The sequence below is a fragment of the Microbacterium oleivorans genome (genome assembly GCF_013389665.1).
In the GTDB taxonomy this organism is placed as follows: Bacteria; Actinomycetota; Actinomycetes; order Actinomycetales; family Microbacteriaceae; genus Microbacterium; species Microbacterium oleivorans_C.
Map to the genome: position 1 here is coordinate 927,402 of NZ_CP058316.1, position 14,021 is coordinate 941,422.

The window sequence follows — 14,021 nt, forward strand, 5'->3', positions numbered from 1 at the left end:
ACGATCCGCGGAGGACCTCACCGCCGGGACGGAGCCGGGATCTCCCGCTCGGCACCGGTGATGTCGACCTCCGCGCCGTCGCTTCGGGCCGGACGCGGCGCAGAACGCTCGCGCCGCTCGAGGCGCAGGTTCACCAGGCCCAGAACCAGTACCAGCACACCGGCCGCGGTCGGCAGCATCATCGCCAGTCGCACGTCGCCGGACTCGGCGATCGCGCCGGTCACGGCCGATGCGAGCGCCTGCGCCAGAGTCAACGCCGAGCCGAGCAGCGTCATCGTCGTGGCCGAGCGGCCGATCGGGCTGCGATACCCCGCGATGCTGAACAGGGTGACCAGCGTCGGTCCCACCCCGAGCCCCATGAGCAGCAGCATCACGACGACCGCGCTGAGCGAGGTCGACGCGGCGTAGCCCGCCGCCGAGACCGCGAGGACCACCGCGAAGACCAGCCAGCGATGGCGCAGCGCGAACCGCGTCGGCAACAGGGCGACGGCCAGCGCGAGCACGGCAGATCCGATGCCCATCAGGCCGTACAGCAGTCCCGCCTCGACCCCGTCGCCGGCGGTCTGGGCGAAGGCGGTGAGCGAGGTCAGTGTGGCGCCGAAGAAGAGCCCGACCCCGAACGTGGCCGCCACCAGCACGAGGACGCGCGCGCGCAGCAGCTGCGACATCGGCGCGCGTTCCTCGCTCTGGCCGCTCGCCCGGGCTGCGGCTGCGATGCGACCGCTGGGGTGCAGCGCGAACGCCGTGACGAACACGAGGCTGAGCGCCGCTGCGATGGCGATGGGCGCCCAGGGCGCGAACGCCGCCGCCAGGATGCCGACGAGGAACGGGCCGATCACGAAAGCCGTCTCGTCGGCAGCCGACTCGTACGACATCACCCGCGAGAGGGTGCGCGGCTGCTGCTCGACGCGCAGCCGCAACCGGATGATGCCCATGAGGCGGCTCCGCGACATCGCGGCCGCCTGCGGTGCGCTCAAGCCGATCGCGGCCGCGACGGCGAGGACGGGGCCCGGCGAGTCCGACACCGTCACCACCAGGGGGAACAGCCCCAGCAGGAGGCCGTTGGCGATGCCGAGCGGCACGAGCACGCGCCGCTGGCCGAACCGGTCGACGGCGTCGCCGATCACGGGGCCGGCGATGACGACGCCGACGCCGACGGCCGCCGAGGTGAGTCCGCCGAGTCCGACGGAACCGGTCACCGAGACCACCAGCGTCAGCACGCCCACGACCATCATGGCGAACGGCAGCCGGGCCACGAAGGCGATCGGGAAGAACGCCCGACCGGTGTGTCGGATGAGGGAACGATCGTCTGCGGTCATGCGCGCCTCCGGGAGGTCAGCTCGTGATCACGTGCCGCCTTGCTCCGTCAGCAGGTAGTTGCATCGCTCGACCCGGGCCGCCGCCCGAGCCGTCCGCGCCTGTACGCGGACCGCCCCAGTCTACCGCCGGAAGAACTGCTCGGCCACGAGGGAGAGGTCGTGCAGGTCGGCGACGCCGGCCAGCTCCCGCGCGGAGTGCATCGACAGGATGGGGATCCCGACGTCGACGGTGCGGATTCCCAGTCGCGTCGCGGTGATGGGCCCGATCGTCGAACCGCACGGCACGCCGTTGTTCGAGACGAACTCCTGGCCGGCCACTCCGGCCGCGCTGCACCAGCCGTTCCAGGCCGCCGCGCCGACGGCATCCGTCGCGTATCGCTGGTTCGCGTTGATCTTGAGGATCGGACCCGAGCCGAGGACCGGCTGGACCACCGGGTCGTGCTTGTGCGGGTAGTTCGGGTGCACCGAGTGACCGACATCGCTCGAGACGCACCACGAATCGGCCAGCGCCCGCAGCTGCTGGTCGCGATCGGCGCCGAGCCCCCGCTGGATGCGCTCGAGCACGTCGGCCAGGAACGGTCCGGCCGCGCCCGAACGCGTCGCCGACCCGACCTCCTCGTGGTCGAACACCGCGAGCATGGCGATGTGCTCGGCGTCGAAGCCGTCGGCGACGCGCTCGATGGCCGCGACCCCGGCGTGCACCGAGGCCAGGTCGTCCAGGCGGCCCGCGGCGAAGAAGACGTCGCCGGCGCCGAAGACCGCGCCGCGCGCCGCGTCGGCGGTGACGATGTCGTAGCCGCGGATGCGGGCGGCATCCACGTCCGCCTCCCGCGCGAGCTCGCCGAGGAGGTCGGCCGATTCGGCGGAACCGAGCCCCCACACCGGCTGCGTCTGGCTCTGCTTGTCGAGCGCCAGATGGTCGTTCGCCTCGCGGTCGAGGTGGATCGCCAGCTGCGGCAGCCGCAGCAGCGGTCCGGTGGCCGTCAGCACCGAGGTGCCGTCCTCGAGCACGAGCCGGCCGGCGAGGCGCAGCTCGCGGTCGAGCCAGGAGTTCAGCAACGGCCCGCCGTAGATCTCCACGCCCGCCTGCAGCCACCCGAGCCGCCCGGTGGTCGGACGGGGCTTGAGCTTGAGGGCGGGCGAGTCGCTGTGAGCGCCGAAGACCCGCACCGGGGTCATCGCGGATGCCGTCGGCGGCACCACCCAGGCCAGCACCGCACCGTCACGGACGACGAGGTAGCGACCGCCCGGTTGGTCCGGCCACTGCTCGGTCTCGCTCAGCGCCGTGAAGCCGGCCTCGGTGAGGCGGCGGGCGACCTCGGCCGCCGCGTGGAAGCTCGACGGCGACGCGGCGACGAAATCAGCCAGGTCCTCGGCATGGGCGCGGGCGGCGGCGGTGACGGCAGACACGGTGACTCCTCGGTTCGCGGGTTCGCTTCGATCGTAGGCGCAGGGCTGAGGGCGCTTTGCCGGGGCATCGTGGGGAGCCGCCTCGTCTGGCGGAGCCCGAATCGATTCGATACACTTCTCAACGGCGGTGTCACGGCACCGCCGTTGTCGTGCCCGCCCCCGTTTCGAAAGCACCCCGCGATGTCCCGCACCCTCACCACCGGCAGCCCCTGGCGCGTCATTCTCGCCTTCTCGGTGCCCCTCCTCATCGGCAACGTGGTGCAGCAGATGTATCACTTCGTCGACGCGATCGTGGTGGGACGCTGGCTGGGCGTCGATTCGCTCGCCGCGGTCGGGGCGACCGGCTCGATGCTGTTCCTGCTCATCGGGTTCGCCTGGGGTCTGACGTCGGGATTCGCGATCCCGACCGCCCAGGCCTTCGGCGCGGGCGACCACGCGGCGGTGCGGCGGTCGGTCGCCGCCGGCACCGTGCTGACCGCGATCACGAGCGTGGTGCTCACGGTCGTCGCGCCGTTCGTGTCGCGACCGCTGCTGGAGCTGCTGCAGACCCCGCCGGAGCTGCTCGACGAGGCGACGACCTTCGCGGTCGTGAGCTTCCTCGGCGCCGGGGCGACGATGTTCTTCAACTACCTCGCCGCCATCATCCGGGCGATCGGCGATTCGCGCACGCCGCTGATCTTCCTCACCGTCGCGTGCGTGTTCAACGTCGTGCTGGTCATCGCGATGGTCGGGCCGCTCGGCTGGGGCGTCGGCGGCGCGGCGCTGGCGACCGTGGTGTCGCAGGCCCTCTCGGTGCTGCTCTGCCTGGACTACATCCGGCGGCGCATCCCGGTGCTGCAGATGCGACGCAGCGACTGGCGCGCGACGCGCGCCGACCTCGCCGTGCACCTGCGGCTCGGCCTGCCGATGGGCTTCCAGGCCTCGATCATCGCGATCGGCACCCTCGCGGTGCAGGTGCGCCTGAACGAGCTCGGTGCCGACGCCGTCGCGGCCTACACGACCGCATCGCGCGTCGACGGACTCGCCGTCGCGCTGCTGCAGTCGCTGGGCCTCGCGGTGTCGATGTTCGTGGCCCAGAACTACGGCGGCGGTCGCCCCGACCGCATTCGTCAGGGTGTCGCGCAGGCCACGGGGATGGCGGTGATCGGGGCCGTCGGGCTCGGCGTGGTGCTCATCGCCTTCGGCGCGCCGCTGGTGCGCCTGTTCGTGGGTGACGGCGCCGACGACGTCGTGGCGCTGGCCGCGCTCATGCTCGTGATCAACGGCGCCACCTACACCGCGCTCGGTGTGCTCTTCGTGCTGCGCGGGGCCCTCCAAGGGCTCGGCCACACGCTCGTGCCGACGGTCACCGGCATCGTCGAGCTGTTCATGCGCATGGGCGCCGCCGTCGTGCTCGGAGCGCTGATCGGGTTCGCGGGCGTCGCGTGGAGCAACCCGCTCGCGTGGCTCGGAGCGGTGGTCATCCTCATCCCCGCCTACCTGCGCGCGCGCCGCGAGCTCGCCGCGATGCCGATCGCCCGCGAGGACCACATCTCCACCGCCACCACTCCGATCCCGCTCGTCGGCCCCACGAGCGGCTCGATGGTCGTGGACGCGGTCGTCACCCAGCCCGTGCCCATCGTGCAGCGGCGCCGCATCCTGCGCCGCACCCGCTCCTCGATCCGCTGAGCCCGAGGCTGCACCGTCACGGATCCGAGGACATGACGCGATCCGAGGGCCGCGGCGCGGCATCCGTCCTCAGAAACCGAGGTCTCCTCGAAACGCGCGGCGCCCCGAGGCGCGACCACGCGCGAGGCCGGGCGCCTCGTCGAGAGCGGATGCGACGGTCAGCTCGCGGCGGTGCCCGGGCGCGAGGCCCGGCGCGGCGCGCGCTTGCGTGCGACGGGTGCCGAACCGTCGCCGTCCACGGGAGCGGAACCGGCGTCAGCGGCACCGGCGTCAGCGGAACCGGCCGAAGCCGAAGCCGAAGCCGAGCCCGGCGAACCGCTGTCTGCGGGAGCCGTGGACGCGGTGACGGTCGAGGCCGCGCCGGCGGGGGCATCCGGCGCGGTGGACGCGTCGGATGCCGGTGCCGCGGTGGGCTTCTTGGCCCGTCCCCGCGATGCGCGCTTCGGACGGGTCGCCGCCGATGCGGTGGCCCCGGTCTCGTCGGCACCGGGCGCCGCTGCACCCGGTTCGCCTGCCCCCGACTCGGCGTCCGGCGCGGACTCCGCACCATCGGCGGAGACGCTCGCGGCGTTCCCTCGGGCGGCGTTCGAGACGGCGTCGAGGGCGGCATCCAGCGCCGCGCCGAGCGTGAGCTGCTCGATCGGGCGCCCGGCGCGGCCGCCGCGCGAGCCGGACACCGTGCCGCTCGACGCCCGCGGAGCGGACGAGTCCGCCGTCACCTCGGCATCGCTCGGGGTGGCATCGGATGCCGGGGCTGCGCCCCCGCTCTCCGCGTCCGCGGCCGAGGGAGCCGCGCCCCGGACCGAAGCGCGCTCCGCGGCCGTGGGGCGCGTGGACTTCTTGCGCGGACGGCTCGTCGCACCCGCGTCGCTCGCGGTGGCATCACCCGTGCCGGCCGTGCCCGCGCTCGCCTCGGCCTCGACCACGGCGCCGTCGGACGAACCCGTCGGATCGGCCGGAGCGGATGCCGCCGCCGTCCCGGTCGCGTCCTGGCGGGCGGCGTCCGCGCCCTCGTCACCGGAGCCGCGAGGGGTCGCGCGCTTCTTCGGCGCGCGCTTGGACGCGCGCTCGGGCGCCGCGGCATCCGGGGCCGCGTCGTCCTCGCCGTCGGTGCCCCCGGTGGCGGCCTTGGTGGTCTTCGAGGCTTTCGGGCGCAGCGACATGCCGCCCGGCTTGGACTCGATCGTGAAGAGCCCGACGGCCTTCAGCAGGTCGGACAGCTTCGCGTACCCCCAGTTGCGGGGGTCGAAGTCGGGCTGCTGCTTGCGCATCAGCTGACCGACGGTGCCGAGATCGGCCCAGCCGTCGTCGGCCGAGGCGTTCTCGACGCTGCCGCGCAGGAGTGACACGAGCTTCGCGTCTGCTCGGAGCGCGGCCGAGGACCACCGAGCGGATGTCGTGGAGGGCGCGGCATCCGGTTCGTCGACGACGCCGAGCACCTCGAGGTAGGTGAACTGGTCGCACGCGTTGCGGAAGGCCTCCGGGGTCTTGCGCTCCCCGAATCCGTAGACCGTGACGCCCTCTTCGCGGATGCGCGAGGCGAGGCGGGTGAAGTCGCTGTCGCTCGAGACGATGCAGAACCCCTGGAAGCGTCGGGTGTAGAGCAGGTCCATGGCGTCGATGATGAGCGCACTGTCGGTGGCGTTCTTGCCCGTGGTGTTGTCGAACTGCTGCATGGGCTGGATGACGTGGGCACTGGCGGCGTCCTTCCATCCGCGCAGCTGCGACTTGGTCCAGTCGCCGTAGACGCGTTTGACCGATGCCGTGCCGTAGGTGGCGATCTCGGCGAGGACGCCGCCGATGCGCGACGGGGAGACATTGTCGGCGTCGACGAGGACGGCGAGGAGATCGCTCTGCTGAGACATGTCTCCAGCATGTCACTGCCGACCCCGCATGACGGTGTCAAGCCGTTCGCCCCCGCCCGATCGCCGACATATCGTCGGCCGGGATGAGTCCTCACCACGCCACGGCACGCGAACGACCGACGGTCTCGGTGGTGATTCCCGTGAAGGACGACGCCGTCGCGCTGCGCCGCTGTCTGCGCGCACTCTCGTTGCAGCTCGACCCGCCCGATGAGGTCGTCGTCGTCGACAACGCCTCGACCGACGACTCCGCCGGCGTCGCCCGTGCCGCCGGAGCGCGCATCGTCACCTGCCCTCAACCGGGCATTCCGGCCGCCGCGGCGGCCGGGTACGACAGCGCGCGATGCGACCTCATCCTGCGCCTGGATGCCGACTGCATCCCCGCGATCACCTGGGTCGGCGACCTCCGATCCGACTTCGCCCGGCGCCCGGGCGTGGCCGTGCTCACCGGCGGGGCGCGCTTCGTCGACGGATCGCGGGCGCTGCGCACTCCGCTCGCGGCGGTCTACCTCGGCTGCTACGCGGCCTTCGGCTATCTGGCCCTCGGCCACCTGCCGCTGTTCGGGTCAAACCTCGCGTTCCGGCGCTCGTCGTGGCGACGGGTGAGCTCGCGCGTCCACCGCGAGGACCCTCGGCTGCACGACGACTTCGACCTGGCCTTCCATCTCGGCGAGTACGACGTCATCAGACACACGGCCGCGCCGATGGGGATGTCGATGCGGCCGTTCGACGACCCCCGCGCGTTCATCCGCCGCGTCGCGGGCGGATTCCGCAGCGTCGTGTCTCACTGGCCCGTCGACCTGCCGCCGATCCGGCTCGTGCGACGATGGCTGCGGCACGCGCGGCGGCGACGACGCGCGTCGACGAGGACGGGAGACGAAGCATGAGCGCGCGATCCGCCACGATGGACCCGGATGCCGCGGTCCGGCCGCTCTTCCCGGCGTCCACGTCGACCGCGACGACCGCGACCGATCTGCACGTGGCGAGCTGGAACATCCGTCGCCGCATCGATGGTCCGACCTGGCCGCCGAACGACCGGTGGAGAGTTCGGGCACCCCGCGTGGCGGCCGTGCTGCGGGCGGACCCGCCGGCCATCCTCGGCACGCAGGAGGCCATGCCCGACCAGGCGGACCTCGTGCGCCGGGCGCTCGGCGACTCCTACCGTTTCGCCGGGCACGGGCGCAACGCGGACGGACGGGGCGAGGGCTGCCCGATCTTCTTCGACGCCGCACGGCTGCGGCTTACCGGGCACGCCCAGCTGGCGCTCTCGGAGACGCCCGCGGTGCCCGGCTCGACCTCGTGGGGCAACCCGGTGCCGAGGATCGTGGTGCGGGCGGAGTTCCGCGACCGGGTCACCGGGGCATCGTTGACGGTGTTCAACACGCACCTGGACGTGTTCTCCGCGCGGTCGCGGCTGCGATCCGCCTGGCTGATCCACGATCTGGTCGCCGAGGCGAGCGGGCCGGTGGTCGTGATGGGCGATATGAACGCGGGCCCGGGGTCGGCTCCGCTGGCGGCACTGCTGAGCGGCGATCTCGTCGATGCGTGGCAGGCCGCCGACGAGCGCACCACGCCGCTGTGGGACACATACGCCGGATACCACGAGCCGCGGGTCCGCCGAGGCCCGATCGACTGGCTCGCCGTCACGCGTGACGTGCGGGTGCGGCGCGCGGCCGTCGACGCGCGCACGGTCGGCGGCGCCGCCCCCTCGGACCACCTCGGGCTGCACGTGCTGCTCGCCCTCGACGAGGAGACATCATGAGCCGCCGCCCCGCGATGGTCGAGAACTTCCTACGCCCGGCCCGCTCGCCGAGCGCCGTCGCCGCGGACGCTGTGCGCGTCGCGGGCCTGCTGAGCGTGGTGGTCGCGGCGGTCTGGTTCGACCTCACCGACGCCGGCATCCTCGCTCTCGCGCTCCCCGCGCTCGTCGTCCCGCGATTCGTGGGTGTGCGTCCCGCGTTCGACATCGTCTGCGGGCTCACCGTGCTCATCGCCGCGTGGAGCAACGTCGTCGACCTGTACCGGGGCTTGCCCGCCTGGGACATCCCCATGCACCTCGTCTGCACCGCGGTGCTCGCCGCACTGGGCTACATCGCGGCCGCGCGGCTGGATGTCGTCCCCCTCCCGGAGGCGGAGTCGTTCCGCCGCCGCACCGCCGTCGTGGTGACGACGATGCTGGGGCTGGCGTTCAGCGCGGTGTGGGAGATGGTCGAGTGGGTCGGCAAGGCCTTCGTCGACACCGTCTACGTCACCTACGACGACACGATCGGCGACATGGTCGTGGGCGGTCTGGGTGCCGTGGTCGCCGGCCTGGTCGTCGCACGCGTGCGACTGACCGCCCTCGACGCGGCCTCCGCGACACCGGAGCGCGTGGGACTCACGCGCGTCCGGTGAGGATGAGGTTCCAGTAGACCCAGGGCAGCACGCGACGGTCGAAGAACCATGCCAGGCGGCTCTCGCGGTACATGCGCCGGAGGAACGGGATCGTCGGCATGAGCTCGCCCGACGGTCCGAACTCCGCGAACACCACGCTCGAACGCGACACCGTCATCGGGCAGACACCGTAGCCGTCGTAGCGCGCCGTCGCCGCGGAACCGGAGAGCACCGCGGTGAGGTTCTCGGCGAGCACGGCGGTCTGCTTGCGCAGCGCTCCCCCGCTCTTGGAGTTCTCCGTCGCGGCGGCGTCGCCGATCGCCCACACGTTCGCGAACCGTCGGTGCCGAAGCGTCTCGGGATCGACCTCGACGAACCCGTCGGCGTCGCCGGCCGCGGCCAGCCCCGACGCGCGGATCCATTCCGGCGCCGACTGCGGGGGAACGACGTTGATCAGGTCGAACGGGATGCGTTCGATCCCTGCGGGCGAGGCGATGACGGCCTCGGATGCCGCGACATCGATCTCGATCAGGGCGCTGTCGGTGTGCAGTTCGATGCCGTAGCGGTCGACCGCGCGCTGGATCTCATCGTCGAAGGCGGGGATGCCGAAGACCGTGCGCTCGGGCACCACGAGCACGACCCGGATGTCGTCGAGAACGCCGATCCGCTGCCAGTAGTCGCATGCCTGATACATCGGCTTCTGCGCCGCACCGGCGCACGAGGACGGCCCCGCGGGCTGCGTGAACACGACGGTGCCGCCGCGCAGGTCTCGCAGACGCAACGACGTCCGAGCGGCGAGGTCGCCCTCGTAGTGCGTGCTCACGTCGCCCGTGCCGATCGATTCGGCCAAGCCCGGCACACTGGCCCAATCCTTCTGCATGCCCGGGCTGAGGACGATCTGGTCGTAGCCGATCTCACCGCCGCCTGCGAGGTGCACGACGGATCGCTCGGGGTCCACGATCGTCACGGCATCCCGGATCCAGGTCACCCCGTCGGGGATCACCGAGCGCTGGGGGCGGAGGGTCTCGCTGATGCGGGCCGTTCCTCCGGCCACGTACGAGAAGAGCGGCTTGTACTCGTGGGTGTCTCGAGGCTCGATGAGCGCGATGTCGGTGACACCCTTGCGCACCAGCCGCGCCGCCGCCGATATCCCGCCGTTGCCACCGCCGATCACGATCACCCGGTGATGTGCCGCCTGCGGATCGTCCCGCTCCGGGCGCGAGCCCGCGTCTGCCTTAGCCATGGTCTTCACGCTAGGCGCGGGTACCGGAACAGCCGACCCGCTTGCGCCGGGTGCCGGGGCGGTCTAGCCGCCGACGGATGCGGTACCGGCATCCCCGCCGGTCTGCGTCAGGCCGCGTCGGCGAGAGCGACCATCTCGGCGCTGCGATCCCACAGTTCGCGGGCCAGGCCCGCGTCGGTGGAGTCACGGTGGGAGCGTGTGAGGCGATCGTTCTCGTAATACCCGCCGGGGACCCAGTCCGTGTTCGGCTCGCCGTCGGCGAGGAACACCAGGCGGGCTCCGCCCTCGTCGGTCGTCGTGAGCAGCCGCTTCGAGAGCGGGTTGTGATACATCCACCGGAACGGGCCGGGGACGTTCGCAGCGAACTGCGTTGCGACGACGCCCGGGTGGAAGGCGACGGCGGAGATGCCGCGGTCCCCGAACCGGTTCTGCAGCTCGCGGGTGAAGAGGATGTTCGCGAGCTTCGCGTTGCCGTACGCCACCCGCCCCGAGTACCGCCCCGCCGCATTGAGGTCGGCGATGTCGAAACGGGAGAAGATCCGCGCCGCGGCACTCGCGGTCTGGACGACCGAGGCGCCGCTGTCGGCGAGACGGTCGCGGAGCAGGTTCGTCAGCAGGAATCCCGCGAGGTGATTGACCTGGAAGGTCTGCTCGAAGCCGTCGACGGTGAGCTTGCGTGCGCCGAAGATACCACCGGCGTTGTTGGCGAGCACGTCGATGCGGGGGTAGGCCTCGCGCAGCTCGTCCGCCAGGCGCCGCACCTGGGCGAACTCGGCGTAGTCGGCGACGTGGAACGGTGCCTCGAGCTCGCGCGCAAGCGCACGGGTCTTCTCCGGTGATCGGCCGACGAGCACGACCCGGTTCCCCTCGCTGGTGAGACGACGCGCTGCGGCCGCCCCGATTCCGTCGCTGGCTCCCGTGATGACGATCGTGCGCATGTTCGCAGTCTCGCAGGCGCCGGACCGTGGACGGGAGCACTGGCGCATCGCGGGCGTCTGTGTCAACGGCTTCTTCCCGATCGGCACCGGGCGTCAGGATCGCGACATCCACCAGACAACGGAAGGAGCCGCCATGGCTCAGGAACTGTCGAAGGGCGACCGCGTCAGCTGGGGCACCTCGCAGGGACGCACGCAGGGCACGATCGTCGAGAAGAAGGAGAAGGACTTCCAGTTCGACGGTCAGAAGTTCACTGCGTCCTCGGACGACCCGGCTTTCATCGTCGAATCGGAGAAGAGCGGCAGCCGGGCGGCGCACAAGGGATCGGCGCTGCGCAAGCTCGCGAGCTGATCCCCCGGCCACCACGACGGGCCCCTCCGATCATCGGAGGGGCCCGTCGTGGTGGTTCGGTTCGAGGTCAGTTCTCGATGTCGCCGCGCCACTCACCGGTCTCGTGACCGCGCGACTCGATGAACTCCTTGAAGCGGGTGAGGTCCTTCTTCACCGCGTGGTCGTCGATGCCGATCGCGGCGCCGACCGACTCGACGAAGCCCTCGGGGGTCCAGTCGAGCTGGACGGTGACGCGGGTCTCGGTGTCACCGAGCTTGTGGAACGTCACGACGCCGGCGTGCTCGTCCTTGCCGCTGACGCTGTTCCAGGCGACACGCTCGTCGGGGTGCTGCTCGGTGATCTTGGCGGTGAACTCGCGTTCGGCCCCGCCGATCTTCACCTTCCAGTGCGTGAGATCGTCCGCCTGCTGCGTGACCGACTCGACGAAGCTCAGGAAGTGCGGGAACGACTCGAACTGCGTCCACTGGTTGTACGCGACCGACACGGGCACGTCGACGTCGATGGTCTCGATGATGCGAGCCATGGGCGGCTCCTTTCGTTTCGATTTCGGGGCTGATCCCATGCTTCGCCGAGTTCCGCACCTCGGCGACCGCCTTGCACCCGCACCTCGCGGCTGATAGACCGCCGGATCAGTCGAGCCCGCGCACGGTCGCCCCGAGCCACTCGCCGAGGTCGCGGATCTCGGCCGCGACCATCTCGTGTTCCTCGGCCTCCCACGGCACGAGCTCGTGCACCGCGGTCACGACGAGGTGTTCCTTCGGCTTGTCGAGCGCGGCGTCGAGCAGTCCGATGAAGCGGTCGCCGCAGAGGATCGGGTGCGCGAAGTACCCGTACACACGCTGTGGCTTGGGGACGAACTGCTCGAGCTTGTAGGTGAAGTCGAACGCCTCGACGAGGCGGGGCCGGTCGACGAGCATCCCGTCGTAGGGACTCAGGATCGCCACGCGGCCTCCCGGATCGTCGTCGAGCGTCTCCAACGCACGCGGGTCGACGCGCCACTTCCAGGCGCTGCCCTCGACGACAGCCGGCTCCCCCGCCATGCCCACGCCTGACCACGACGACTTCTGACGGGCCAGGCCCGCGCCCTGGAGCCGCCGCTCGTCGAGCAGGGAACCGGCCTCGTCGTAGCCCGGCCCCTTCGGCTCGGGGCCGCGCGCCCGTTCGGCGATGTCCCACCGCCGCAGCCGGCCGGCCCGGCCGACGACGGCGACCTCGCCGAGCCGCTCGAGCAGGTCGAGCATGCGTGGCACCTGATTGTCGCTGTACCAGCCGCTGTCGTTGCCCGCCGGCACAGCCGCCGTGTCGGGGATGTCGGCCGCCAACAGCGGGCCGTCCGCCCGGAGCCGGGCGAGGAGGTCGCTCCGGAAGGCCGCATTAGCCTCGAGCCACGCGGCGGTGCTCTCGCGGACGGGCCGCTCACGCATGCGCACGCGCATCAACGACAGCATGCTCGCCGGATAGAAGCCACCGGCGTACTCGAACAGCTGCCGGTCGTTCTCGACCGCCTTCGTGAGTTGGCCCGGTTCGTAGCCCCACCCGATGCGGGTCCACGGGATCGTCTGCTCGCTGGGCACGATGACCGCGGTGGGGTCGATTTTGATGGTGCCGATCTGCTCGGCCACCTCCACGACGTCGCCGGGGCGATCGGCCTCGAGCAGCTGCGCACGCACGATGATGCGGCGGGCCTGCTCGCGCGTGAGCCGGTGCGGTTCCATGCCACGACGCTATCCCCCGCCTTCGACACCGGTCGAGAACACTCGGTACACGCTTTGCTTTATTCATGATCTGCTGTACCGTCGACCCATGCCGACCGTCACAGCCACCGCGACCGCCACGCACACCGCCGCACTCGCGCGTCTCGGTCACGCCTTGTCGGACGCAACACGCGCCGGCATCCTCCTCGCGCTGCGCGAGGCGCCGGCCCGCCCCTCCGACCTCGCCGACGCCCTGGGCGTCTCCCGCCAGGTGATGTCGAACCAGCTCGCGTGCCTCCGCGGGTGTGGGCTCGTCGAGGCCGTCCCCGACGGCCGCCGCACCTGGTACCGACTGGCTGATGCGCACCTGACTCCGGCCCTCGACCATCTGCTGCAGGTCGTGCTGCGCGTCGAGCCCGACTGCTGCACCGGCCCGGACTGCACCTGCGCATGACGACCGCATCCGCCCGCTCGCAAGCCGACCGGAAGCAGGTGCTCCAGCGGCGCATCCGCTGGATCGTCGCCGCCACCATCGCCTACAACCTGATCGAAGCCGTCGTCGCGATCACCGCTGGCGCCCTCGCGTCATCCGCCGCGCTCATCGGGTTCGGGCTGGATTCCACCATCGAGGTCCTGTCGGCAGCGGCTGTGGCGTGGCAGTTCACCCGACGCGACCCGGAGCGCTGGGAGAAGGGCACCCTGCGGGTGATCGCGGTGGCCTTCTTCGCCCTGGCCGCCTACGTCGCGGTGTCGTCGGTGCTGGCCCTCGTCGCCCGGGTCGAGGTCGACAACTCCCCCCTGGGCATCGTGATCACCGCCGTCAGCGTGGCCGTCATGCCGTTCCTCTCGTTCGCCGAGCGCCGGGCCGGGCGCGAGCTCGGCTCGGCGACCGCCGTCGCCGACTCGCGGCAGACCCTGATCTGCACGTACCTCTCGGCGGCGGTGCTCATCGGTCTGGTCGTCAACAGCCTCTTCGGCTGGTGGTGGGCCGACGCGGTCGCCGGGCTCGTCATCGCCGCCTTCGCGCTCCGCGAGGGAGTCGAGGCCTGGCGCGGCGACGCCTGCGCGACATCGGTCGGGATGCTCTGGGAAGACGAGCACGGCGACGCCGAACACCCCCACGGCTGAGATCCGCCTGGCGCTCGTGAGCGCTCCGGGGCGACCG

General features: G+C 71.6%; 14 protein-coding genes. 7 read left to right on the top strand and 7 right to left on the bottom strand.

The window, feature by feature from the left end:
- Positions 1-17: 17 nt before the first annotated feature.
- Together HW566_RS04560 and HW566_RS04565 are read right to left on the bottom strand one after the other, a co-directional pair.
- Positions 18-1,319, bottom strand: coding sequence for an MFS transporter (locus tag HW566_RS04560; RefSeq protein ID WP_178010798.1), 1,302 nt, complete (start codon positions 1,317-1,319; stop codon positions 18-20).
- A 120-nt stretch (positions 1,320-1,439) separates the two neighbouring features.
- Complete coding sequence (locus tag HW566_RS04565) at positions 1,440-2,729, bottom strand: M18 family aminopeptidase (protein ID WP_178010800.1); 1,290 nt, start codon at positions 2,727-2,729, stop codon at positions 1,440-1,442.
- Positions 2,730-2,909: 180 nt separating this feature from the next.
- Between HW566_RS04565 and HW566_RS04570 the strand changes: the two genes are divergently transcribed.
- Positions 2,910-4,397, top strand: a complete 1,488-nt coding sequence (locus HW566_RS04570; RefSeq protein WP_178010802.1) for an MATE family efflux transporter — start codon at positions 2,910-2,912, stop codon at positions 4,395-4,397.
- Positions 4,398-4,555: 158 nt separating this feature from the next.
- Here HW566_RS04570 and HW566_RS04575 read toward each other — a convergent pair whose 3' ends face one another.
- On the bottom strand, positions 4,556-6,262 hold the full coding sequence (locus tag HW566_RS04575) for an NYN domain-containing protein (protein WP_178010804.1): 1,707 nt from the start codon (positions 6,260-6,262) through the stop codon (positions 4,556-4,558).
- 83 nt (positions 6,263-6,345) lie between these two features.
- Here HW566_RS04575 and HW566_RS04580 point away from each other — a divergent pair, with 83 nt between their 5' ends.
- Genes HW566_RS04580 through HW566_RS04590 form a run of 3 tightly spaced genes read left to right on the top strand, consistent with a single transcriptional unit; the run spans position 6,346 to position 8,653 of the window.
- Entirely contained in the window at positions 6,346-7,146 is an 801-nt protein-coding gene (locus HW566_RS04580) for a glycosyltransferase family A protein (RefSeq protein ID WP_178010806.1), read from the top strand.
- Positions 7,143-8,021, top strand: coding sequence for an endonuclease/exonuclease/phosphatase family protein (locus HW566_RS04585; RefSeq protein WP_256728864.1), 879 nt, complete (start codon positions 7,143-7,145; stop codon positions 8,019-8,021). Before HW566_RS04580 ends, HW566_RS04585 begins: the two co-directional genes overlap by 4 nt.
- Positions 8,018-8,653, top strand: coding sequence for a hypothetical protein (locus HW566_RS04590; RefSeq protein WP_256728865.1), 636 nt, complete (start codon positions 8,018-8,020; stop codon positions 8,651-8,653). The genes HW566_RS04585 and HW566_RS04590 overlap by 4 nt, the downstream gene beginning before the upstream one ends.
- Here HW566_RS04590 and HW566_RS04595 read toward each other — a convergent pair.
- On the bottom strand, positions 8,637-9,875 hold the full coding sequence (locus HW566_RS04595; RefSeq protein WP_178010808.1) for an NAD(P)/FAD-dependent oxidoreductase: 1,239 nt from the start codon (positions 9,873-9,875) through the stop codon (positions 8,637-8,639). The two genes, HW566_RS04590 and HW566_RS04595, sit on opposite strands and share 17 nt — an antisense overlap.
- Positions 9,876-9,982: 107 nt before the next feature.
- Complete coding sequence (locus HW566_RS04600) at positions 9,983-10,813, bottom strand: SDR family NAD(P)-dependent oxidoreductase (protein WP_178010810.1); 831 nt, start codon at positions 10,811-10,813, stop codon at positions 9,983-9,985.
- On the opposite strand from HW566_RS04600, the gene HW566_RS16220 reads away from it, so the two are divergent.
- Positions 10,812-11,162: a DUF2945 domain-containing protein gene (locus HW566_RS16220; RefSeq protein ID WP_372955789.1), complete on the top strand. Its 351-nt coding sequence runs from the start codon at positions 10,812-10,814 to the stop codon at positions 11,160-11,162. The two genes, HW566_RS04600 and HW566_RS16220, sit on opposite strands and share 2 nt — an antisense overlap.
- Positions 11,163-11,229: 67 nt before the next feature.
- On the opposite strand, the gene HW566_RS04610 is transcribed toward HW566_RS16220, so the two are convergent.
- Both HW566_RS04610 and HW566_RS04615 read right to left on the bottom strand, forming a co-directional pair.
- Positions 11,230-11,685, bottom strand: coding sequence for an SRPBCC family protein (locus tag HW566_RS04610; protein WP_091499959.1), 456 nt, complete (start codon positions 11,683-11,685; stop codon positions 11,230-11,232).
- 106 nt (positions 11,686-11,791) lie between these two features.
- A complete protein-coding gene (locus HW566_RS04615) occupies positions 11,792-12,877 on the bottom strand; it encodes a DNA glycosylase AlkZ-like family protein (protein WP_178010812.1) in 1,086 nt (361 codons plus the stop codon).
- 88 nt (positions 12,878-12,965) lie between these two features.
- On the opposite strand from HW566_RS04615, the gene HW566_RS04620 reads away from it, so the two are divergent.
- Entirely contained in the window at positions 12,966-13,310 is a 345-nt protein-coding gene (locus HW566_RS04620) for an ArsR/SmtB family transcription factor (RefSeq protein ID WP_178010814.1), read from the top strand.
- A complete protein-coding gene (locus HW566_RS04625; RefSeq protein ID WP_178010816.1) occupies positions 13,307-13,984 on the top strand; it encodes a cation diffusion facilitator family transporter in 678 nt (225 codons plus the stop codon). Before HW566_RS04620 ends, HW566_RS04625 begins: the two co-directional genes overlap by 4 nt.
- Positions 13,985-14,021: the final 37 nt, after the last annotated feature.

Bases quoted from the DNA above. Each gene is read 5' to 3' on its own strand.
- HW566_RS04560 (WP_178010798.1), bottom strand. From the start codon at position 1,319: ATGACCGCAGACGATCGTTCCCTCATCCGACACACCGGTCGGGCGTTC.
- HW566_RS04570 (WP_178010802.1), top strand. From the start codon at position 2,910: ATGTCCCGCACCCTCACCACCGGCAGCCCCTGGCGCGTCATTCTCGCC.
- HW566_RS04575 (WP_178010804.1), bottom strand. From the start codon at position 6,262: ATGTCTCAGCAGAGCGATCTCCTCGCCGTCCTCGTCGACGCCGACAAT.
- HW566_RS04580 (WP_178010806.1), top strand. From the start codon at position 6,346: ATGAGTCCTCACCACGCCACGGCACGCGAACGACCGACGGTCTCGGTG.
- HW566_RS04585 (WP_256728864.1), top strand. From the start codon at position 7,143: ATGAGCGCGCGATCCGCCACGATGGACCCGGATGCCGCGGTCCGGCCG.
- HW566_RS04590 (WP_256728865.1), top strand. From the start codon at position 8,018: ATGAGCCGCCGCCCCGCGATGGTCGAGAACTTCCTACGCCCGGCCCGC.
- HW566_RS04595 (WP_178010808.1), bottom strand. From the start codon at position 9,875: ATGGCTAAGGCAGACGCGGGCTCGCGCCCGGAGCGGGACGATCCGCAG.
- HW566_RS16220 (WP_372955789.1), top strand. From the start codon at position 10,812: ATGTTCGCAGTCTCGCAGGCGCCGGACCGTGGACGGGAGCACTGGCGC.
- HW566_RS04600 (WP_178010810.1), bottom strand. From the start codon at position 10,813: ATGCGCACGATCGTCATCACGGGAGCCAGCGACGGAATCGGGGCGGCC.
- HW566_RS04610 (WP_091499959.1), bottom strand. From the start codon at position 11,685: ATGGCTCGCATCATCGAGACCATCGACGTCGACGTGCCCGTGTCGGTC.
- HW566_RS04615 (WP_178010812.1), bottom strand. From the start codon at position 12,877: ATGGAACCGCACCGGCTCACGCGCGAGCAGGCCCGCCGCATCATCGTG.
- HW566_RS04620 (WP_178010814.1), top strand. From the start codon at position 12,966: ATGCCGACCGTCACAGCCACCGCGACCGCCACGCACACCGCCGCACTC.
- HW566_RS04625 (WP_178010816.1), top strand. From the start codon at position 13,307: ATGACGACCGCATCCGCCCGCTCGCAAGCCGACCGGAAGCAGGTGCTC.